The 21,608-nt window shown below is 46.8% G+C and carries 19 protein-coding genes; 8 read left to right on the top strand and 11 right to left on the bottom strand.

Annotation, left to right across the window (positions count from 1 at the left end):
- On the bottom strand, positions 1–283 hold a 283-nt coding region (locus tag BMY75_RS11735), incomplete at its 3' end, for a transposase (RefSeq protein ID WP_037304829.1).
- Between the two features lie 137 nt (positions 284–420).
- On the bottom strand, positions 421–1,227 hold the full coding sequence (locus BMY75_RS11730) for a hypothetical protein (RefSeq protein WP_074834054.1): 807 nt from the start codon (positions 1,225–1,227) through the stop codon (positions 421–423).
- Positions 1,228–1,618: 391 nt separating this feature from the next.
- On the opposite strand from BMY75_RS11730, the gene BMY75_RS11725 reads away from it, so the two are divergent.
- On the top strand, positions 1,619–2,368 hold the full coding sequence (locus BMY75_RS11725; RefSeq protein WP_074834053.1) for an alpha/beta hydrolase: 750 nt from the start codon (positions 1,619–1,621) through the stop codon (positions 2,366–2,368).
- A gap of 170 nt (positions 2,369–2,538) precedes the next feature.
- Here the strand turns inward: BMY75_RS11725 and BMY75_RS11720 are convergent, their stop codons facing one another.
- From BMY75_RS11720 to BMY75_RS11695, 6 genes are all read right to left on the bottom strand, one after another.
- Positions 2,539–2,973 (bottom strand): RrF2 family transcriptional regulator, encoded by a 435-nt coding sequence (locus BMY75_RS11720; protein WP_074834052.1) that lies wholly within the window; start codon positions 2,971–2,973, stop codon positions 2,539–2,541.
- Positions 2,974–3,103: 130 nt separating this feature from the next.
- Positions 3,104–3,811 carry an acyl-[acyl-carrier-protein] thioesterase gene (locus BMY75_RS11715; RefSeq protein ID WP_074834051.1) on the bottom strand — a complete coding sequence of 236 codons (708 nt, stop codon included), beginning with the start codon at positions 3,809–3,811 and terminating at the stop codon, positions 3,104–3,106.
- 54 nt (positions 3,812–3,865) lie between these two features.
- Positions 3,866–4,654 carry a CpsD/CapB family tyrosine-protein kinase gene (locus BMY75_RS11710; RefSeq protein WP_074834050.1) on the bottom strand — a complete coding sequence of 263 codons (789 nt, stop codon included), beginning with the start codon at positions 4,652–4,654 and terminating at the stop codon, positions 3,866–3,868.
- Positions 4,641–5,429: a YveK family protein gene (locus BMY75_RS11705; protein ID WP_074834049.1), complete on the bottom strand. Its 789-nt coding sequence runs from the start codon at positions 5,427–5,429 to the stop codon at positions 4,641–4,643. Before BMY75_RS11705 ends, BMY75_RS11710 begins: the two co-directional genes overlap by 14 nt.
- A gap of 173 nt (positions 5,430–5,602) precedes the next feature.
- Entirely contained in the window at positions 5,603–6,328 is a 726-nt protein-coding gene (locus BMY75_RS11700) for an SH3 domain-containing protein (protein WP_074834048.1), read from the bottom strand.
- A gap of 36 nt (positions 6,329–6,364) precedes the next feature.
- On the bottom strand, positions 6,365–7,144 hold the full coding sequence (locus BMY75_RS11695) for an amidohydrolase family protein (protein WP_242940229.1): 780 nt from the start codon (positions 7,142–7,144) through the stop codon (positions 6,365–6,367).
- Positions 7,145–7,401: 257 nt separating this feature from the next.
- On the opposite strand from BMY75_RS11695, the gene BMY75_RS11690 reads away from it, so the two are divergent.
- The 4 genes from BMY75_RS11690 (at position 7,402) to BMY75_RS11675 (ending at position 10,522) form a co-directional block, all read left to right on the top strand.
- Positions 7,402–7,941, top strand: coding sequence for a DUF6106 family protein (locus tag BMY75_RS11690; RefSeq protein WP_074834047.1), 540 nt, complete (start codon positions 7,402–7,404; stop codon positions 7,939–7,941).
- Positions 7,941–8,318 (top strand): holo-ACP synthase, encoded by a 378-nt coding sequence (acpS, locus tag BMY75_RS11685; protein ID WP_074834046.1) that lies wholly within the window; start codon positions 7,941–7,943, stop codon positions 8,316–8,318. Before BMY75_RS11690 ends, acpS begins: the two co-directional genes overlap by 1 nt.
- A 60-nt stretch (positions 8,319–8,378) precedes the next feature.
- Entirely contained in the window at positions 8,379–9,968 is a 1,590-nt protein-coding gene (locus BMY75_RS11680) for an NAD(P)H-hydrate dehydratase (protein WP_074834045.1), read from the top strand.
- A gap of 62 nt (positions 9,969–10,030) precedes the next feature.
- Positions 10,031–10,522, top strand: a complete 492-nt coding sequence (locus BMY75_RS11675) for a hypothetical protein (RefSeq protein ID WP_074834044.1) — start codon at positions 10,031–10,033, stop codon at positions 10,520–10,522.
- Positions 10,523–10,576: 54 nt separating this feature from the next.
- On the opposite strand, the gene BMY75_RS11670 is transcribed toward BMY75_RS11675, so the two are convergent.
- The 3 genes from BMY75_RS11670 to BMY75_RS11660 form a co-directional block, all read right to left on the bottom strand.
- A complete protein-coding gene (locus BMY75_RS11670; protein ID WP_074834043.1) occupies positions 10,577–11,587 on the bottom strand; it encodes a hypothetical protein in 1,011 nt (336 codons plus the stop codon).
- Positions 11,588–11,803: 216 nt separating this feature from the next.
- Entirely contained in the window at positions 11,804–12,595 is a 792-nt protein-coding gene (locus tag BMY75_RS11665) for an NPXTG-anchored protein (RefSeq protein ID WP_074834042.1), read from the bottom strand.
- Positions 12,596–12,851: 256 nt separating this feature from the next.
- Complete coding sequence (locus BMY75_RS11660) at positions 12,852–15,200, bottom strand: vWA domain-containing protein (protein ID WP_074834041.1); 2,349 nt, start codon at positions 15,198–15,200, stop codon at positions 12,852–12,854.
- A gap of 507 nt (positions 15,201–15,707) precedes the next feature.
- Between BMY75_RS11660 and BMY75_RS11655 the strand changes: the two genes are divergently transcribed.
- From BMY75_RS11655 to BMY75_RS11645, 3 genes are all read left to right on the top strand, one after another.
- Positions 15,708–17,234, top strand: coding sequence for an ATP-binding protein (locus tag BMY75_RS11655; RefSeq protein ID WP_074834040.1), 1,527 nt, complete (start codon positions 15,708–15,710; stop codon positions 17,232–17,234).
- A 233-nt stretch (positions 17,235–17,467) separates the two neighbouring features.
- Positions 17,468–18,172, top strand: coding sequence for an ABC transporter ATP-binding protein (locus BMY75_RS11650; RefSeq protein WP_074834039.1), 705 nt, complete (start codon positions 17,468–17,470; stop codon positions 18,170–18,172).
- 5 nt (positions 18,173–18,177) lie between these two features.
- Positions 18,178–21,582 carry an ABC transporter permease gene (locus BMY75_RS11645; RefSeq protein ID WP_074834062.1) on the top strand — a complete coding sequence of 1,135 codons (3,405 nt, stop codon included), beginning with the start codon at positions 18,178–18,180 and terminating at the stop codon, positions 21,580–21,582.
- The last annotated feature ends 26 nt before the right edge of the window (positions 21,583–21,608 follow it).

Genomic DNA, 21,608 nt, shown 5'->3' with positions numbered 1-21,608 from the left:
GAGGAACTTCAATATCAACCTTACCCATACTGGTACGAAGAGTTTTCTTGCTGTGACCGTTACGACTGTTGTCGGTAGCCTTGTTCTTAACGTCATACGGCTCGTATCCAAGCTCGGAATCAAGCTCTGATTCAAGGCTACCTTCCATAAATCCGGCAAGTGCCTCCTTGAAAAGTTCCTGAATATCGTCCATGCTCTGAATATTCGCTGCCGAAAGAAAATCACTTATTAGCTCTCTTCTTGCTCGCTGCTCTTCTGTTTCATTTCTTCGTCTTCTGCTCATAATTAAAACCTCCAAAGTAGTGTCTCTTCTATTATACACTACTTCAGAGGTTTACACAAATTTTAGGATAGACTCCTGTCCCCTTTTTTTAGCAAAAAAGGAGACCGCCGCAGGGAGATCTCCGATATCATCATATTTTACCAGGGCTGACCGTCAACATTCTGCTGATCGGTCACCTGGGGCTGTTCAGCCTGAGAATTTTCTGCCTGGGTATCAGTCTGTGGCTCGGGCTGAGGTTCAGGCTCGGTCACAGGCTCAGTATCGGTCTCGGGCTCCGGCTCGGGTATGGGAGCTTCCGTGGTGGTAGAGGTCTTGGCAGCCTCCTTCTCCTTTTCGTCTTCCACGATGTCAGCCTCTTTTTTCATAGTATCCTTTACGTCGCCTATCTTGTTTGTATAAACAAGGAAAGCGTACTCGTCCATCAGTCTTATCTCAGCTGAAAGCATATCTGTCAAGGGGAAACCGTGGAGCTCGAATCTTTGACCGTCATCGAGAGTTATCTCAACATTGAAATCACCCAGCATCATAACATCGCCCGATACTGTGTGAGACCAGTTGAACAGCCTAACTTCGTCTATCTCGAAATCCTCACCATCAGGTATCAGATTCTCGCTGTACTCACCGTCGCCATAGTTTATAGCAAACCCGATTATCTCATGCTCGGTGCCGTTTGTCAGCTCAACGGAATAATCCGCTTTCTTTGCGTCCTTTTCGCCTATGTAATTGAGCTTTTCCTCCTCTTCTTCGGGCTTTGATTCTGTGGGAGCCTCAGAAGATTCAGCCGCGCTGTCCTCTTCGGGGGTGCTTTCAGTGTCCTTTTCAGCCGCCGAAGATTCAGCCTTGCTTTCGGAAGTATCCTTATCGTCTGTCTTCTTGCCGCAGGCTGTAACGCTTGCAGCCATAACTGCCGCCGCTGCAAGGGCAGCCAGTACTTTTATATTCATCTTACTTATCCTCCGTCTTTCCTTAATTTTAAGGTTGTGGTGAACACATATATTATACCACACCATCCGATGCCATTTATGAACAAATAGTAAATTCTCTCCTACTGCGTACATTAATTAGTCTGCGGTTCGTGGGGACTTTACGTTTTAAAGCATCGATCTGCAAAATTGCCAACTTCTGTTGCGCAACTGCCCGCAAAGGTTGCTTGACCCTATGACTTTTTTGAGCTATAATATTAACCGAGGAAACAACAAAGGGTCATCAAAGAAATGGCGGGGAAGAAAAAAATAACAAATCACCTGCTGTTTCTTCGATCATCCGCAGCGGCGAATAAACAAAAAGACGCCGTAGACAAAAGAAAGACAACGACAAATACAGGAAGTCGCAAGCATGATACACAGCTTCGGCAGTAATGACTCCCCTGTTATAGTGCTGGTACACGGTATGATGACACCGTGGCAGGTATGGACGGATCAGATAAAACAATTCAGCCGAGACTACCATGTCATCGTGCCCGAACTCAGCGATCACACCGTGGACAGACCTACGCGGTTCATCTCCATCGAAGATGAAGCAAAAAATATCGTAAAAGCACTGCACGACATGGATATAGACAAAGTCAGCGTGCTGTGCGGTATGTCCCTTGGCGGGGCTATAGCCTTTGAGATGCTGAAAAGCGGCAGTATAGGTATAGATGATCTTGTACTTGACGGCGCACCGCTGATGCCTATGCCCAAGATAGCCGAAAAGATCATGGCTATGAACTACATCACGATACTGAAAAAGACAAAACGTCGTGATAAAAAGACCCTGGACAGGTGCAGGCGGGATTTTCTGCCCGAGAGGTTCATAGACGGTTTTCTGAAAGTATCCGATATCATGGAGGAGGATACCGCCAAGAATGCGATGCGAAGCGTATGCAGCAGAAGTATCCCTGCGGATATGGATGTTCACAGCAGGATACTTTTTATACATGGAACAAAGGCTAACGAGAGTATCAGCCAAAAGTCGGCAGAACGGCTGAAAAAGCTATACCCTGAAACAGAAGTTCTTTGCTACAAGGGCGACCCTCATGTTTACAAGGCGATCCGTCAGACCGATGTGTGGATAAGGGACGTTGAGAATTTTCTTCAAAAATAATAGTACATCTTCAGCCGTAGTGTTTCTGATACAGATTTCAGAAGTGCTATGGCTTTCTTAATAGCGGCATATATATGAATACGAAAACACAAGGGGATAACCGTGCTTTAAATTACGGCTATCCCCAGAATTTTGTTATGCTGTAAAAAAGGTCTATCCCATCTCGTGTATCAGATGCTGTACTGATCAGCGCCGTTGCAGTCTCTCTCAACTATATCAGCAATGGTGATGCCGTCTACAACGTCATTTATAGCTTCATACAGCTTCTCCCATATAAATAAGGTAGGACAAGCTTCGGCACGCTCACAGAGGTTTTCCTCTGTTTCAAGACAGGCAACAGGTGCAAGACTGCCCTCAGTCAGCCTGAGTATCATACCTACTGTATATTTTTCAGCGGGATAAGCGAGAGTATATCCGCCGCCTGCACCGCGTATGCTTCTTACATAGCCTGCACGGCTGAGTATAGAGATTATCTGCTCCAGATATTTATCGCTGATGTTCTGCCTTTCAGCTATCACCTTGATGGGTACATAACCGTCTTCCTTGTGTTTGGCAAGATCTGTCATAAGTCTGAGTGCATATCTTCCTTTTGTGGAGATCTTCATAGCCGCCCCTCCTGACTGCTTTATTAAAAATTGCTTTAGTAATCCTATTGTTGATGTATGATTTAATTATAACCGATTTTTTGTCATTTGTCAAGTACCGCTGAAAAGCAGATAATACTAAGATCGTATATCAAAGGTTGTATTCTACGTTACAGTATATTTTCCCCGAATCATCACGTAGAGATACGATGCAGCCATTCTCGGTATCGTATCTGTCAGCAAATACCACATCGCCCCGCTTGATGGGGAATTTATACTCGGCACGGAAACGTTTTGCGTTATGGCACTCATGGAAGAGTTCGTCGGTTATATCAAAATAGCGAGCGTTATTGACATGATCGTTCATGTCGATATCGCTTCTTCTTATGACCATCTGGCAGGTTATAACAGGGTCGGTATCGGGAAGGGCTATTTTACGGGGAAGATACTCCATTTCAAGTTTCTCGTAACTTTTCACCTGAGCTATGAGGTCTGCCGAAACGCGGATAGGTCTGCCAGTTTTAATATCCATGAAAGCGCCGCCTGCGATGGACTTTATGCACACGTCGCCTTTTTCGCCAAGCACCACGGTATTTCTCGAACCGTACATTCTGTTGAGTTCGTATGTCCAGGTCTTTGTCTGGATATGTTCACCGTATTCGGGACGCCTTATTATATCCACCTGACGGTGAGTAAGGAACATAACACTGCCTGTTTCCCTGAAAAAAGAAGCGAGAACAGGGTGATTCATCAGGTGCAGATCAGAAGTATCCTGCAGGATATCTACCAGACCGCTGTTGCGGACTATGCCGCCCTCACCTATCTGCGAGCAATATATCTTTCTTTCTGTTTCAAACATAATTCCCTCCTGCATCATGAAATAAAAAAGCAGCCGCTCAGGGCTGCTATTTTATTACTTATCTTTATTATCCGAAGCTTTTGGAGTATAATCACTGTAATCGCCGTAACCGTAGCCGTACTTATAGCCATACTTGTACTTATAGCTGTACTTGCCGCCATACTTACCGCCAGATACAGAAACGTTGTTTACAACGATACCAAGCAGCGAACCATCTGACATTTTGATAGCCTGAATAGATTCTTCAAGAGCGTCATAGGTAGACTTGCCATGGTTTGCTACCAGAAGTACACCTGCAATGGAATCAAGAAGTGTCAGTGCGTCGGTAACGATGTTTATCGGTGGTGTATCTATTACGATATAATCATAATGAGCCGAAAGCTGTTCCAGCAGCATCTTCATATTATCCGAACCCAACATTTCGGAAGGGTTGGGAGGAATAGGACCGCAGGGAACGACATCGAGATTCTCGATGACTTCGTGGTGAACTATCTCCTTGAAGGTATTGCTTCCGCTTATCAGTGTACTGAGACCCACTTCGTTTTTCAGGGTGAATACTCTATGCTGAACAGGCTTTCTGAGGTCGCCGTCTATCAGCAGTACATGATCATTGTTCTGGGCAAGGGTAATGGCAATATTCGCCGCCACCGTTGACTTACCCTCGGAAGCCAGAGCACTGGATACTGCAAATATCTTATTCTTCTTGGTAGAAAGAGCAAAGGATATATTCGTTCTAAGAGTCTTATAGGCTTCAGTTACAGGGAAAGCAACATCTTTATCCATAAGAGTTCTTCTTTTGGCGTTCCTGTTGGTAAAAGCGGGATTTCTGTTAATACTTGCCATACTTGCTCGAACCTCCCTTACTGTCCATGAAAATATCAGGTATCTCTGCAAGAACAGGAACACCGAAACGATCTCTCAGTTCTTCGCCGCTCTTTACAGTATTATCCAGGAAGCTGGATATCATTGCGATAGCTACTGCGACCGCAAAGCCTGCCACCATTCCGAGAAGCAGATATCTCGGGATATTGGGACCGCTGGGAGAGGTAGGCACCTTTGCAGGTGAAACAGTTTCAACGGAACCAGCCTTGGTAGTACGTTTGATGATCTCGGGAGCAAGCTTTGATATATAGGTGCAGATATCAGCCGAGAACTTGGGGACCTGGCTGGTAACTGTTACCTGAAGCACCTCGGTATTGTTTACCGCAGTAATGTTTATCAGTTTCTTGATCTGATTTGAAGGGATGTAATTATTGCCGCCTTCATCAACAGCGATAGTAAAATAATTCTTGAGGTCTTCCTCACTATAGTCTTGCAGGAGCCTGTCAGATATTGCCTCATACATCATAGCATCATCAAGTATAACTATATAAGTCGTTGCGAGGCTTCGTGCAGTGTTAAGATCCTGCGCATTGATCTGATTTATGTCATTTGCATCAGACAAATTATTGTTCGTAACATAAATCTTGATACTGGAAGTATACTGGAGAGGCAGCACGAACTTAGCGTAGCTGTACCCTGCTATACCTGCAATTATAGTCACAACGATTATCATTCTCAGATGACCCAGCAGGATACCTATCAATTCCTGTATACTCATCTCTTTCTGTTGTTCCATTATTTACAACACCTACCTGATTTTCTAAAAGATCGTACAGATCTGCGGGTCGCAGATCAACATAATAACATACTATATAAGTATACAGCATAAAATGACTTTTGTCAATCCCATTAACGCCAAAAATTCGACAATTATCCTTACTCTATTGCATTTAACTGTCAAAGCAGCTGTCAGTAGCTCAGCAGTTCTCTCATTACCCAGCCCGAAGTGCCCTTGTATAGTGTAGCTACCCATACATTTCCATCGGGACCGACTGTTTCACCGTAGCCTACGATAACAGAACCGTCAGGTATGGTAGTTCTGATATCATATTCCTTGGAAGGACCGTATCTCAGGTTGAGATAGGTAGTATCAGAAGTGACGGTATATTTTCTTTTGGAATCGTACTCCATAGCAGACTCCATACGGAAAAGCTTATTTGGAACTATCTTGGTTGTGGTGGTAGCTGCTGTAGTGCTTTTTGTAGTGGGGCGTGTCGTCGGGTCTTCGATACTTATAGTTCCGTTGGCTGTAGTGGTCGTTTTTTCAGCGCTGACTGTCATTACCGCACCGGTAGTGCCGTTATGTTCCGGAACTGAGTAGTAGGTCTTAGCCTCGGTTCGCTGTGTTGCACGGATATCCTCATCTACCTCATCGAACAGCTGGTCATTCTCCAGCGAACCTATGATCGTTGTGGTCGTGGTATAACCGCCGTTGGCATCTTCGTCGTCCGCATCAACATCACCCACAGCGATAGCCGCCGTCCTTGTGGTATGGACGGTGCGCTTTTCCATAGCCGAGGTCGAAGTGAATATAGGCTCGGTATCCGAACCCTTGCCTTCGCCCACATGACCACAGCCCGCAAGAGAAGAAGCTGCAAGGGCTGTCACTATTACTATCCTGAAATTTTTACACATTTTTATCTGTCCTTTCAAACAAGAAGTCTGCTTATTCTATACATTGCCCAGAAGACGCAGTGCATTCTGTGAGAATATTTTCTCCTTATCATCATCGGAAATACCTAACCGCAGTATTTTTTTCTTTATCTCTGCGGGACTGTCCCAGGGACAGTCGCTGGCAAAAAGTATCCTGTCGGCGCCGTGTTTTCTGATTATCTTCTCCATCAGCGCATCGGTGAGGTACCTGCCTGTGAAGGCGGTATCGAAATAGACCTCGCCGTCAACGCCTGCAAGTATATCACATACCTGCTGGTGGCTGTCATTTCCGCCAAGATGTGCTAGAATGACTTTAAGGTGAGGATGCTTTTTTATCATGCGCAAAGCTCGCTCGGGCGGGCAGTGTACAAGTTCGGGTGAGAATACGTCAAAACCCGCGTGGAGTATCACCGGGAGGTCACGGCGTTCTATCTCGTCATAGAGGAAGTCTATCCTGTCCTCGTCCACCATGAAATCCTGATAATCGGGATGGAGCTTTACACCGTGGAGTCCAAGGGATACGAGTCTGTCAAGCTCGGCGGGAATATCTTCATAGTCGGGATGTATAGTACCGAAGCTTATGAATCTTCCGCCGTTATTTTCAGCGCACCAGTCATTTATAACTTTTACCTGAGTGGGACGGGTAGCCACTGACAGCAGCACTCCCCTGTCGATGCCCCATTCATCGAAACGGACAACAGTGGTCTCGATAAGGCCGTCGGTCAGCGGTTCCAGCTCTGCGCGGTCTTTAAGCTGAGATATAGCTTTTTCGGCAATTTTAGGTGCAAAACAATGCACATGAAAATCTATTGTCAGAGTTAACACCTCCGTCTTTTACTGACATCACAGCCCTTATTATAGCACACAAGGCGCCTTCATTCAAGTAAAGTCACAGAACTTTCGGTATTTTCATACATATATCACACAAATTAGCTTGCATAAACTGAAAAAATGTGGTATAATTTGATAGTATAGTAAATTACATCTGTGAACATTTGTCAGTAACCGCCAAATATTGCGGTGACATAGTGTTCATAGGGCGGAGGAAAGTATCAATGGACAGTTTCAAGGAACAGATAATCAGAAAAGAAAACACAAAAAAAGACAGCACCATGCGCTTTTTGATAACATTTGCCTGCGTTGCACTGTGCTTTGCGGTGATAATGTTTACGATGATGCTGAACGGATTTCTGCCGCTGGCGGTGTTTATATCGGGTGTTATCGTATACGGCGGTGTTTATCTCATGCAGAATCTCAATCTGGAATACGAGTACATCTTCACTAACGGCGATCTTGATATTGACAAGGTCATAGCGGCAAGAAGCAGAAAGCATCTGGCAACTATCAAAGTCAATGACACTACCGATATCGGTGAATACAACGGCAGTGACAACGGCAATAAGACAGTTATCATGGCATCGGCTATGAATGCAGAGATAACCGACTGGTTCATGGACGTAAAGCACCCCGATCTCGGTGATGTAAGGCTGATATTCACCCCCGATGATGATATGCTTAGGGTGATAAAGACACATCTGCCCCGCACGATACGCTCTAAGGTGAACGTACCCGAAAAGTCGGAGGACTTTGAATAATGGCTTCTTTCACTGTGGGCACAGATCTTGTGGAAGTGGAGCGTATACGCAAAAGCTGTCAGAGAGAGAGCTTTGTGAACAGGGTATATGCGGAAGTCGAGAAAGAGTATTTCAAAAAATTCCGCGACCCTGCTGAGAGCATGGCGGGTTCATGGGCAGCTAAAGAGGCATTCTCAAAGAGCCTTGGCACAGGTGTCAGGGGGTTTGAGCTGACAGAGGCAGCAGTAGTCAGGGACGAACTGGGCTGCCCTCATCTTGAACTTACGGGCAAGGCTGAGGAAATAGCCAGAGAGAGGGGTCTGGATTTTTCCCTCTCCATAACTCACACGAAAGAATATGCTTCAGCGGTAGTGATAGCTTTTCCGAAAGAGGACTGAGCGCGCGGGGCATACATATAAAAAATTTTGCGGAAATACCGCTTTTAAGGAGGAATGGATATGATAAAGGACAGGATACTTACAGTTGAACAGATGAAGGCCTGCGAAAGACGTTCGGAAGAACTGGGCGTTCCCGCTTCACAGCTGATGGCAACTGCCGGTGAAAAGCTGGCTTCCCATGTAATGCATGAAACCATGGCTGACGGTCAGCCCGACACCCCCGAAGTACTTATACTGGCGGGCAAGGGCAACAACGGCGGTGACGGTCTGGTGGCTGCAAACCATCTGCACAGATCGGGTATCAGCACAAAGATCGTGCTTTGCTGCGGAAAGCCCACTACACCCGCTGCCGTTAAGGCTTTCGATTCGCTGAACAAGGATATCGATGTGATGTTCTACGACGGCGACAACACTCACCCCTGGGCTGAGGCTATCGACAATGCGACTATCATCGTTGACGCTATCTTCGGCACAGGCTTCACAGGCGAGATCGAGAGAGATCTTCAGCCGCTGTTCATCAAGCTGAACACCTACGCCAAGCGCGTTATCGCCTGCGATATACCCTCGGGTGTAGACGCAAGGAGCGGTCAGGCGGGCGTACTGGCGGTGCAGGCTGACGTTACCGTTACCATGCACGCCAAAAAGCTGGGTATGCTGCTTTCCCCCGGAAAGTATTTCTGCGGATATATAAGAGTTGAGGATATCGGTATACCTGCGGCTGCAATGTCGGACGACCCGATAATGGCAAACGAGATATACGCCAAGGCAAGTATGCTGGACGATCTTCAGCTGGGCAAGAAGTTCCTCACGTCCCGTAAGCCCTGGGCTCACAAGGGCACCTTCGGCAAGCTGGTATGCGTATGCGGATGCAGGCGATATATAGGTGCCGCAGGCATATCCGCCACGGCTGCCATGAGAATGGGCGTCGGACTGGTGGAGGTTTGCTCTACAGGCAAGGTCATAGATTCACTTGCAGCAAATCTGTACGAGTGTACATTCAACGAGATGAAAGCTGATGCTGAGGGCTACATGACCTCGGAGAACGTTCCTGCCATACTGGAAAGTCTTGCTGATGCCAAGGCACTGCTGCTGGGCTGTGGTCTGGGTCATACTCCCGAGACCGAGAAGCTGGTGGCTGAGCTTATCGAGAAATCTCCCGTACCCGTTATACTTGACGCAGACGGAATAAATTCCCTTGTCCCGAATATAGATGTACTGTTGAAGAAACAGTCAACGGTGATACTCACTCCTCACCCCGGGGAGCTTGCAAGGCTCTGCGGAGTATCTCAGGATGAAGTACTTGCAGACAGGCTGAAATATACCTACGGTCTTTCAAAGAAATACGGTGTTACCGTGGTAGCGAAGTCTTCGGAGACAATCGTCTGCTGTGCTGACAGAACAGAGGTCATCACAGCGGGAAACACGACGCTATCAAAGGGCGGCTCGGGGGATATGCTTGCGGGACTTATAGCTTCGCTGACGGCACAGACAAAGCGTTCATCGCTGATAAACTGCATACTTGCCTGCATGGTGATGGGCAGGGCGGCAGAGGTGCTGAGCACGAAGCGCTCCGAGCGTGGTATACTTACAAGGGATATCCTTGCTTATCTGCCATTCTTCCTGAAACATCTCGAAGGCGGCGAGGACTGATATATGCCAGTAATACAGGCGGCTCTTCTTCACGGAGAGCCGCTTTTTTTGGAGGGATAGCTATGAAGATGATAGTTTTGCCGATGATAGTGGCAGCGGCGGCAGTATTAGCGGGGTGCGGTGCTGAGAGGACTTCGGTGAAGCCCGAAAAGCTCAGTGGCGATATCGATAAATCGGCGGAGATAACGTATTTCGGAAGAGAGTACAAAGCAGAGCTCAGGCGGGGCGGTGAGGGCTTATGGGAATTCGGCTTCACGGAGCCCGAAAGCCTTGCGGGGCTGAAAATGACATATGACAATGAAAGCTGCCGCATGGAGCTGGGTGATCTGGAATACCAATGCGATAGTGCGGCACTCCCCAAATACGGGCTTATGCCACTTCTTGCGAGCGCATTGGAGACCCTCATAGAGGGCAGGGACGTTAGCTGTACCGACAAAGGAGATCATACAGAAGAAACAGGTGAAACAGCAGGACAGAAGTTCACGGCGAAAGTCAGTGACGGAGAGCTTACGGAGCTGGAAGTCGAAAAAGCGCTGAAAGTACATTTCAGGTAAAATCAGGGATAACAAAAAGGCACTTCCCGCAAGAAGTGCCTTTTGCTTGTGTTATTATTTTTCAAGAACAACTGTGCCGTCTTCAGCATACTCGATGATGCCATCGGAATCTGCGTCAGTAAGCTCTTCCTTTTCGTAGGTTGCACCGCCGGGGATAGCGCCCTCGGGAACTTTGATAACGTTGCCTGCATCGTCTTCAAATACGATATCAGCGATGTAGAGATCGATGTCGTTCTTTACCACCCACGCCATAACGGTGGTGTAGTTGGTCTCGTATTCGTGGTTAAATTTAGCCTTCTCTGTGATACCTATCCTTGCGTTGGTCACGGTGTGTGCCCACTGGTTGCACCAGCCTTCGCCAGAATCGGAAGACATTTCGATAGTAGCATTGTTGCCGTTCCAGTTTCCGTTGTTATTGGTACCCATTGCACCGCCATACCATGCTACGGTAACAGGTCCTAGTCCATCGTCATAAACCGCCTGATCACGTGCGATAGCTACCAACTCGACCTTGATGGTGAAGATATCATCCATCAACTCAGGCTGAGAAGCGAAGAGCTTGTTCATATCAGTCTTGATCTTTAGTATCTTATGGCCGTTGTTTGCGGTATCCTCTGTATCATAGATCTCCTCATCGCACTTGAGCATAGGTATGCCTGCAACTTCCTGTACGGAGAAGTTGATCTTAGCCTCATCGCCTGTATAGCCTTCCTCGCCGGGCTTTACTTCATCCGTACCCTCGTAGAAAGTGGTGATAATGCCTGAGACATCGCTGTCTGCCGCGAATGTCAGAGAAGCGTTATCGTAGCACTCCAGAGAATCAGCGATAGCGGACAGGGGCTTCCATTTGGAATTATCAACTACAGGAGCTGCATCTTCCTCAGAAGTTGTTTCAGCTGGAGCTTCTTCCTCTGCAGGTGTGGTCTCCTCAGCGGGCGCTTCGGTCTCTGCCGCGGTAGTGGTGGTTGCTGCCTTGGACTCGCTCTTATCGTCCTTTTCGCCGCAGGAAGTGAACATAAGTGCTGTCATTGTGAGTGCAATAGTCATCGCAAGAATCTTTTTCATTTTTTTATACCCTCCATATCATATACCCGTGAACCTAGCCCGGGTCTTATAAAGTACTTCTGTATTATAGCACTTTTCATGAAGCTTTGCAATATAAGTTTTTCACAATATTTACTGGGTTTTACGGCAGTTTTGCACTGATAACGATTACAGTGTGAACAAAAAAAGACCCCCGCTTTAAGCGAGGGTCCATGTTAGTTTCAAATTTTAAGAAAATTACTTTCTCTTGGAAACTACTGCAACAGCGCCTGCCAGTGCCAGACCTGCCAGTGCCAGACCTGCGGTAGCACCTGTAGCCTGGTTGGTGTTGTCAGAAGCAGCTGCGGAAGAAGCAGCAGCTGTGCCTGTGGTAGTAGTATTCTTGGTGTTATTGTTTGTTGTAGCAGCCTTGGAAGAAGAGCTGTCAGCTGTGCTAGAAGCCTCAGAATTGCTGGACTCATCAGCCTTGCTGGACTCAGTATCAGCAGCAGAAGACTCAACATCAGCAGCGGAAGACTCATCAGCAGGCTTCTCATCGCCGGTGATCTCAACACCTGTTACGGTCATGTCTGCGCCCCACCATTCCTGGCAGCAGATCTCTGCATAATATCCTTCATCAGAAGGTGTGCCCCAATACTCTTCGCCCAGTACACCGAAATCAAATGTTACTGTGTAGTTACCGTCAGAGCCCTCAGCATAGAAACCTCTTGGGTCCTCTGACTCTTCTCCGGGATTAGCCCAAACCCAATCAGGTTCTTTCTGATCCCAGCCGCTCTTCTTGCTGTTGAGCATGAAACCGCCGCCGAAACCGCCCTGGGAATCGTCAACGGTAAAAGTAACCTTAACTGCGGATACAGTAGCAGGATCGTAAGGGCTTTCACCCAGACTGATTTTGAGCATATTACCATCTGCAGAAACATAATCAAGGTCGGTACCATTAACAAATGTCTTCTCTGCGAATGCAGGGATAGCTGTAGCAGCTGCGATAGCCAGTGCGGACATACCTGCAAGGATCTTGGAAATTTTCATTATGATCTCCTCCAAATTTCATTATTTTTTTCAGGAATCCTGAAATACTTGGTTCCTAGTGTTCAGTATAGCAACTTTTATAAAGATTGTCAAGTATTTTAGAACAAAAAATCTCAAAATGGTTACAGAATCTATCACAAAGTTTTCACAATGTATTTGTGCAATATGCATGGAAATCGTTTACAGTAACTATTGAAGCTCCCATAAACCATAGAAATATCGGTACAGGAGCTATCATATACCGATATTTAATTAATCAGTGTTCTGCAACGCTTGAGAACGAAACGCCTACGGTCTTGCCCTCATAAGTGGCAACATATGCGAAACTTTGGCTCTCGACTTTTACATTGCCCTCAACATCTATATCAAGCTTGGCAATGGGTCTCTTTTCGATATAGAGCTCTTTGAGCTTTTCAGGGTAGTTATTATCATATATCCTGAGTATATACCTTCTGTGGCAGTTTGAATCCCTTATCAGTCCTACGGTATTGACGGTATGGGTATCATCTATGGTAGTTACCACGGGCACACCCAGACTCAACTGTCTGCACAGTGTATCAAATCCTTCGTCACCGCTGGTAAGGTTATATTCATCAGCTTCATCGTCCCACCTGAGCGCATTGAGCCTGTACAGTGCCGCACAGAGCTGTGCATCGTCATCATTATAGCCTTTTGCTATCTTATCTATGCCCTCTGCGATATCAAGTGAGAGGAGTTCAACCTTTGACCAAGGGAGATTGCCCGCCTCTATCTTGCGCTTGTCTATCTTCCAGCCCTTATTTTCGGCGTCCGTACGATAATTTTTCAATACTGTAAGGGTATCGCCCTTTGAGTTATAGTCGATATACTCAGTGACCTTTGAATAGTGGTGCCTGAATATCTCGGTAGTTACCGCGCTGAGAGTCTTTCTTTCCTCATAAGCCTTGCCTGTTACTGTATCCTTGAGGTCATAGCCCGCAGCATCAGACTTCTGCATAGAGGGGTCTGCGGGAGATATCTCACCGAGCGACATCTGCACATTGCCGAGATACCAGTCTCTTGCCATGACAGCCATACCGAAGTCAACGCTGGCGCTGGTGGTGGTCCTGAAATTCTTAAAAGCAAATCCGTTCCTTGCAGGATCAAAGCCTGTATTGTAAAGTGCGTAGCCTGTTACCTCATCGCTTGAATCGGTGTATGTAACTATATCGTAGTTAAGTGTAGTAACGATCTGCTTATAAACATCATCAAGGGCAGATGCATCTGCTGCTGAGTAGTACTTTCCACCTGTGGAATATGCGACCTCCTGAAGCCAAGCACGGTCGATATCTCTGCCAAGACCAACTGTCAGTACTATGACCGATCTCTCATTAGCGAGTTTAGAAAGGCTCTCGATGGTCTCAGCACCGACTTCATCGGATTCGCCGTCCGAAAGCATAACTATAATATTAACATACTTTCCGTCGCCCGTCGCGGTGAACTCGTTTATACACTTTTTCAGAGCTGTCTGGTTGAAAGTTCCGTCAAAGACCTCATCCTCAGTTCTTATCCTTTTGATGACATCATGAAGTTCGGATCTGTCATCGGTGAAATCGCACATTTTGGTATATGTTCCTGTAAACTTGCTTATACCTATATGAAAATCGCTGTTGAACTTATCTATCAGCGACTCGGTAAAGTCAAGTCGTTTGAAATCCACATCGTTCTCGGAAGATGTGGGGCAGAGCTCCTTTGGATACATGGAGCCCGAATTATCGATAAGGAATGCTACTCTTGTTATCGCAGGCTCGTTCACTGACTTATCCGAACCAACCACATAGGTGCCGGGCTCGGTGATAGTCGCCTGAACATAGCCTTTCTTACTGTCAGGTCTGGATTCTATGGGGGTATACTCCTGTTTATTAACATCAAAGTGGAGCACTTTAAGATTGCTGTAATCACAGCCGCATTTTTTCATCCTGTCCTTGTCAACGTCTATTTTAATAGTGGCTTCAAGGCAGGGATACTCGGAATAGAAGTCATATGCCGCCGAGACCACGCTGGGATTTGATGATATACCGAAAAGATTCAGCTTTTCGACAGAAGCACCCGCTATATTCGGGTTGCCGCTGAGATGGAGCTTACAACCGTCAAGTTCTTTTTCAACCACGACAACTCTTGTATTATCGGGGGTCGAACCATCAGTGATACCGAGTCTGGGACTGGTACCGGAGATTATCTCATAGCCGTCCAGCATATCGTCACCGTCGGTATCGGGATTAAGAGGGTCGGTGCCGAGCTTCAACTCGTCGCCGTCGGAAATACCGTCACCGTCAGAATCACTGTTCTGCACACTGGTACCCTCTTGTGTCTCAGATATATTAATAAGTCCATCCTCGTCCCAGTCACCGTTTTCGGGAAATTCGGGATCCTTGTAGGTACTCTGTATATCCAACTGTGAAATGGCATTTTTTGCCATATTGATCCTGTTGCTTCGGCTGATGCTCATCCCGACAACAGCCACTGTGACTACTACGACAGCCAGCACGCCCAGCAATATAAGCAGAGTTATACGCTTTTTGCGCATACCTCTATCAAGGCTCTTCACAAAATCGTCAGCTGTCGGATTGCCCTGATATTTTCTCATTGCTTCTTCACCCATCTTCCCGTTTTTACATACCAACCATACACTTTATTATATGTTCTTATACGAACAGTGAATCTTATATGTATATAATATCACAATATCTGGTTTTTTTCAAGCTGATTCTTATGGAAATATTACACAAAATATCAAGCTGTATTTTTACTTGCCTCACAGCCGCGTATTTCTTTTTTGATACTATTAATATCCTTATATGGACTTCTTTTAAAACCTAACAGCTTGTTATGGCGTTTTTTGTGGGATACGGATATTTCCATTTGATTTTAGACAACATTTGAGCTGAGATTCCTGTTGTGATTTTTCACATACGTCCTTTTTGCACATTATAATATCTACCTTGCCAAATTGCATATATTTAATTAAACAAAATAAGTCACATTTCCGAAATTTATTTTTCCTATTGACAGCGATTTGGAGATAGTGTATAATATTAGGTGAAAATTTTTGGAATAGTTTTTGACTATTCTGTGCAAGAAGGAGTTTTTGCTTATGACCATAAAAGACGCAAAACAGCAAGTGCTCGATTCTATCAAGGCTTATCTGGAAAAAGATGAGTTTGGTGAGTACAAGATAAGCATCGAGCATCAGAGACCCTGCTTCCTGCTCGGACCTCCCGGTATCGGCAAGACCGCTATCATGGACCAGATAGCTCAGGAGACAGGCGTTAACCTGATATCCTACTCGATGGCTCACCAGACCAGAGAATCTGCAATGGGTCTGCCTGTTATCGTTGAGAGAAACTTCGTCGGTGCTGACGTTAAGGTTTCCGAGTATACCATGTCGGAGATCATTGCAAACATTTACTATACCATGGAGCAGACTCACATCCGTGAGGGCATACTGTTCCTCGATGAGATCAACTGCGTATCCGAATCTCTTGCACCTATCATGCTGCAGTTCCTGCAGTACAAGATCTTCGGTCTGCACCAGATCCCTCCCGGATGGGTAATCGTTACCGCTGGTAACCCCCCTCAGTTCAACAAGTCCGTTAACGAATTCGATATAGTTACATGGGACAGATTCAAGAAGGTAGAGATCGACGCTGAGTTCCTGTGCTGGAAGGAATACGCTTACTACGGCGGTGTTCACCCCTGCATAATCGCGTTCCTCGAACTCCACCCCACTCTGTTCTATGAGATAGACGCTACCGACAGACATAACTACAAGATCATCACCGCACGTGCGTGGGAGGATCTCTCCGAGATGATCCAGCTGTACGAGAGCGCAGGCATGGCAGTTACTCTGGAACTTGTAGGTCAGTACCTGCAGGACCACGACGTTGCTCCTATGTTCTACGAGTTCTACTGCAAATTCAACGAGCTGCGTGAGGTATACGATCCTGATGATCTGTTGGACGGCAACATCACTCAGGCTGCTGTTGACAGAGCTGCAAAGGCTGACATTGAGGAAGCTGTAGCACTGATGAACCTGCTGATGGACGGCGTTACCTACACAATGAGAACGACTATCCAGATGGAGAAGATGATCAGACAGATACACCCCAAGCTTGAGGATATACTCATCAAGATCAACGAGGGTCTTTCCTGCCGTCAGATTATTGCAGAGCATATCATGACCACAAGAAAGAATCTGGATATGGCTGTTAAGGCGCGTATCATCTCGCCTTCCAACAAGAAGATCCAGCACTGGATAATCCACAACCTTGAGGCTTACATGGATAAGTGTACCAACGAGGGTCGTGACAACAAGCAGAGATGTACCATCATCATACAGAATGCGTTCACCAATCTGCTCAACGGTGCCAAGAACGTTACCAGCCAGTCTATGTCCGGTATGAAGAATATGTTCACATTCATGGAAGCTGCATACGGCGCTGAAAGCCCTGTTATGAAGAAGCTTCTTGAAGAACTGACTGTAAACTGCCACACCACTGACTTCATCAAGAAGTACGGTTCTGACGAGTTCTACAGACTTCTCGGTCAGCCCGCTGTTGCGCCTACATACAACAATATGTACGAGCTCAATCTGGAAGACTGCCTGAAGTTCGAACAGTAATAGCATAACATTCTCCCCTGTTATATGGCAGGGGAGTTTTTTTGTCCTCGGGCGGACGTTATCTATATGGCGTTCAATGGAAATTTTTGTCTTTTACCGCAGTGAAAATTTTACTTTGTAGTTTTATGTATAAAACGATTTCGCGGGGTGGCGTGACTTTACATTTTGCAAAAAGTATGATATAATCAAACAAAGTTATTTTCGTGTAAAACTTACAATAAGGGTGAATGTGAATGAGTGCTTTTGTTGAATTCAAAAACGTAAAAAAGACCTATAAAACAGGCGAAGTAGAGATACAGGCGCTGAAGGATGCCACCTTTGAGATCGAGAAAGGCGAGTTCTGCGTTATAGTCGGGGCTTCGGGTGCGGGCAAGACCACGATACTGAATATTCTCGGTGGAATGGATACCCTGACCTCTGGAAGCGTCAAGCTGGACGGCCGTGAAATATCCAAGTTCGGCAAAAAGGAGCTGACAGCCTACAGACGCTACGATATCGGCTTTGTTTTCCAGTTCTACAATCTGGTACAGAACCTGACAGCTAAGGAAAATGTTGAGCTTGCGGCTCAGATATGCAAAGACCCCCTTGATGCTGAAGAAGTGCTGAAACAGGTGGGTCTCAGCGAGAGAATGAAGAACTTCCCTGCTCAGCTTTCGGGCGGCGAACAGCAAAGAGTTGCTATCGCAAGGGCTCTGGCAAAGAATCCGAAGCTTCTGCTGTGCGATGAGCCCACAGGTGCGCTGGACTACAACACAGGCAAGGCGGTATTGAAATTATTGCAGGATACCTGCCGGAAGAGCGGTATGACGGTGGTAGTCATCACCCACAACTCGGCGCTGGCGGCTATGGCTGACAGAATAATCACGGTAAAGAGCGGCACTGTTGAAAGTATGAGACTGAACACGGAGATAGTAGATGTAGAAAACATCGAGTGGTGATGCTCATGAAGTCAAAACTGAGAGTTTCAACTTTTAGGGATATAAAGAGCACATTCGGGCGTTTTGCGGCGATACTTGCCATAATCGCGCTGGGTGTGGGATTTTTCTCGGGCGTAAGGGTAACCACCCCTGCCATGATACGTACTCTGGGCGGGTTCATGGAAGACCATGAGCTTTTCGATTACAGGATAGTATCCACTCTTGGCTGGGAAGAAGGGGATGTGGAAACTCTCCGCGGGCGGGATGATGTCCGTGCGGCAGAGGGTGCGTATTCGCTGGACATAATGTTCAAGGACGATTACGGCAATGCGCCTGTTATGAAAGTACATTCGCTGACGGAGAACGTCAACGTGCCCGAGATACTGGAGGGCAGGCTTCCCGAAAATGACAGCGAGTGTGTCATGGACGGCAAGACCTCCTACAAAGTGGGCGATGTGCTGTATGTGAATAGCGAGAACGAAGAAGACACCCTTGAAAAGTTCAAGCCCCGGGAAGTTACCGTGGTGGGACTGGTGTATTCCCCTGCATACGTACATTTCGAGAGAGGCACTACGACCCTCGGGAACGGCACGATAAACGGATTCATCTATCTGAATAAGGGCGCTTTCGATATGGAAGCCTATTCGGAACTGTACATAAAGCTCGACCATGAGCTTGAAGTATATTCGGATGAGTATGAAGACTACATGGCAGAGCGTGAAGACAGCTGGGAAAAAGCTGTTGAGGATGCGGCTGATGACAGATATGACCGCATAGTATCCGATGCTGAGGACGAGCTTGCGGACGGCAGAAAAAAGCTCGAAGATGCCCGCGAAGAGGGTCAGCAGAAGCTTGATGATGCGCGTGCGGAGCTCGATGATGCCAAGACCGAGCTTGAAAAAGCGGCGAAGGAACTCAGTGATGCTGAAAAAGAGATAGCTGACGGCGAAAAAGAGATCGCTGACAACGAGAAAAAGCTTAAAGATGCGAAGATCACCCTTGACGACAGCGAGAAACAGCTGGCGAACGGCAAATATCAGCTTGACAACGCCTGGGCACAGCTTATGGCGAGTAAGGCTGAGATAGATGCTAACGAGAAAAAGCTCGCGGCAGGTGAAAAAGAACTTGCTGCTGCACAGGCTCAGCTTGATGAGGGTGCGGCGCAGATAAATGCAGGTCTTTCAGAGATAGAAACACAGTATGCGGCGCTGACTGAGCAGAACGAGCAGTTTTTGGAAAACTTCGGTCAGTACATAGGCATGGAAGATCTGCTCCCCCCTGAGCAGGCAGAGCAGATGGCGGCGGCAAAGGCTCAGATAGACGCTGGTTTTGCACAGCTTGAAGCGGCTAAGAGCGAACTTCTTATCAAGCAGGAAGAGCTTTCGGCGGGACAGGCTGAACTGGACGCGCAGAAAGCAACTCTCGCAGAGGGCAGAAAACAGCTTGAAGCAGGCAAGGCGCAGTACGCTCAGGGATATGCGCAGTATAATGCTTCCTGGGCGGAATATCAGTCGGGCAAGGCGAAGCTTGACAGCGGCAGATATGAGTACAATGACGGCATTAAAAAGCTTGAAGACGGCAAAAAAGACCTTGAAAAGGGCAAGAAAGAATACGAAGACGGAAAAGCGGAATATGAGGACGGTCTTAAAGAGTATGAGAACGGCGAAGCTGAATACGAAGACGGTCTGACCTCATTTGATGAAGAGATAGCAAAGGCAGAGCAGGAGATAGCGGACGGCGAAAAAGAGCTCCGCGACCTGAAAAAGCCCGATGTTTTCCTGCTGGACAGAGATACGAATATCGGATATGCTTGCTTTGAGAATGACTCCTCAATTGTTGGCAAAGTTGCTAAAGTCTTCCCTGTGTTTTTTATACTTGTGGCGGCACTGGTATGCATAACTACCATGAGCCGAATGGTGGAAGAACGCAGAACGCAGATAGGCACTCTGAAAGCCCTCGGCTACTCCGAAAGCGCAATAATGAGCAAGTTCACCATATATGCGGGAAGTGCCGCTCTGCTGGGATGGTCCATAGGATATGCGCTGGGTACCTATATCTTCCCGAAAGTAATATGGGTAAACTACAAGCTGATGTACCTAGAACTGGAAGTTAAATATCTTTTTGACTGGAAGCTGGCTCTGCTGGCGGGTCTGGTATCTCTGCTTTGCTCGGTGGGAGCGGCATGGCTCTCATGCAGATATGAACTGAGCGAAACAGCGGCGGAGCTCATGCGCCCGAAATCGCCAAAGGCGGGCAAGAGAGTACTGCTTGAGTACTTCCCTTCCATCTGGAACAGAATGAAATTCCTGCACAAGGTATCTATACGTAATATTTTCAGGTACAAAAAGCGTTTCTTCATGATGGTTGTGGGCATAAGCGGCTGTACGGCACTGCTGCTGACAGGCTTCGGAATGTACGATTCCGTGGGAGATTTCGCGGTGGTGCAGTATGAAGAGATAGTAACAGCAGATGCTTCGGTCACTTATTCTTCGGACGATAACGGCAATATGCCAAAAGAACTCGAAGAGGAACTGGCAAGCACGGGAGCAACTCACGCTTGTCTTTATGCGGGCTCATGGGACTTGGTAACTAAAGACGCGGTGAAGAGCATAAGCCTTATGGCGCCTGTTGATTTCAGCGAGCTGAAAGGCAGTATGAACTTCACAAAGACCGACGGCAGTAATATCGAGATGCCCACAGGCGACGAAGCCCTTGTGAGTGTCAGCCTGATGAACAGGTACGGTGTGAAAGATGGCGACAAGATAACTCTCCGCGATGAGAATATGCGGGTGATGGAATTCACGGTGAAAGCGGTGTTCGACAATCACGTATACAACTATGTTTTCGTCCCCTATGAGGCTCTTGAAAGACAGCTGGGCGAGAAAGTGGGGCTGAACGAGGCTTATGTGAATTTCCCTGAAAATACAGACGTTTATCAGGCGCAGACAGATATCGCAAAGCTTAAATGCGTGAAGAACCTGACGCTGTTTGAAGACCTTAAAAAGCGCCTGACAGATTCAATGGCGAGCCTTGACTATGTGGTACTGCTCATAATAATCTGTGCGGCATCCCTGGCGTTCATCGTGCTTTACAACCTCACGAACATAAACATCACCGAAAGAGAGCGCGAGATAGCCACGATAAAGGTGCTGGGATTCTTCAAGAAAGAGACCTCGGCTTATGTGCTGAGGGAGAACCTTTTCCTGACGGGACTTGGCATAGCCATAGGACTGGTGCTTGGCAATATGCTGCTGCACTTTGTAATGTCCTACATCGTGGTTGATATGGTATGCTTCAAGGAAAGGATACTCCTGAAGAGCTATCTGTACAGCATAGGGCTGACGATAGTATTCAACCTGGCTGTGAACCTTGTGATGGAAAACAAGCTTGAAAAGATAAATATGGCGGAAAGCCTGAAATCGGTGGAATAACGATAATACATACTTTACGGAGGTAG

The sequence above is a fragment of the Hominimerdicola alba genome, assembly GCF_900109655.1.
Lineage (GTDB): Bacteria > Bacillota > Clostridia > Oscillospirales > Ruminococcaceae > Hominimerdicola > Hominimerdicola alba_B.
This window is presented reverse-complemented; position numbering and strand designations above follow the sequence as displayed.

Excerpts from the sequence above, each read along its gene's own strand:
- BMY75_RS11730 (WP_074834054.1), bottom strand. The coding sequence starts at position 1,227 with ATGAATATAAAAGTACTGGCTGCCCTTGCAGCGGCGGCAGTTATGGCT.
- BMY75_RS11725 (WP_074834053.1), top strand. The coding sequence starts at position 1,619 with ATGATACACAGCTTCGGCAGTAATGACTCCCCTGTTATAGTGCTGGTA.
- BMY75_RS11720 (WP_074834052.1), bottom strand. The coding sequence starts at position 2,973 with ATGAAGATCTCCACAAAAGGAAGATATGCACTCAGACTTATGACAGAT.
- BMY75_RS11715 (WP_074834051.1), bottom strand. The coding sequence starts at position 3,811 with ATGTTTGAAACAGAAAGAAAGATATATTGCTCGCAGATAGGTGAGGGC.
- BMY75_RS11710 (WP_074834050.1), bottom strand. The coding sequence starts at position 4,654 with ATGGCAAGTATTAACAGAAATCCCGCTTTTACCAACAGGAACGCCAAA.
- BMY75_RS11705 (WP_074834049.1), bottom strand. The coding sequence starts at position 5,429 with ATGGAACAACAGAAAGAGATGAGTATACAGGAATTGATAGGTATCCTG.
- BMY75_RS11700 (WP_074834048.1), bottom strand. The coding sequence starts at position 6,328 with ATGTGTAAAAATTTCAGGATAGTAATAGTGACAGCCCTTGCAGCTTCT.
- BMY75_RS11690 (WP_074834047.1), top strand. The coding sequence starts at position 7,402 with ATGGACAGTTTCAAGGAACAGATAATCAGAAAAGAAAACACAAAAAAA.
- acpS (WP_074834046.1), top strand. The coding sequence starts at position 7,941 with ATGGCTTCTTTCACTGTGGGCACAGATCTTGTGGAAGTGGAGCGTATA.
- BMY75_RS11680 (WP_074834045.1), top strand. The coding sequence starts at position 8,379 with ATGATAAAGGACAGGATACTTACAGTTGAACAGATGAAGGCCTGCGAA.
- BMY75_RS11675 (WP_074834044.1), top strand. The coding sequence starts at position 10,031 with ATGAAGATGATAGTTTTGCCGATGATAGTGGCAGCGGCGGCAGTATTA.
- BMY75_RS11670 (WP_074834043.1), bottom strand. The coding sequence starts at position 11,587 with ATGAAAAAGATTCTTGCGATGACTATTGCACTCACAATGACAGCACTT.
- BMY75_RS11665 (WP_074834042.1), bottom strand. The coding sequence starts at position 12,595 with ATGAAAATTTCCAAGATCCTTGCAGGTATGTCCGCACTGGCTATCGCA.
- BMY75_RS11660 (WP_074834041.1), bottom strand. The coding sequence starts at position 15,200 with ATGAGAAAATATCAGGGCAATCCGACAGCTGACGATTTTGTGAAGAGC.
- BMY75_RS11655 (WP_074834040.1), top strand. The coding sequence starts at position 15,708 with ATGACCATAAAAGACGCAAAACAGCAAGTGCTCGATTCTATCAAGGCT.
- BMY75_RS11650 (WP_074834039.1), top strand. The coding sequence starts at position 17,468 with ATGAGTGCTTTTGTTGAATTCAAAAACGTAAAAAAGACCTATAAAACA.
- BMY75_RS11645 (WP_074834062.1), top strand. The coding sequence starts at position 18,178 with ATGAAGTCAAAACTGAGAGTTTCAACTTTTAGGGATATAAAGAGCACA.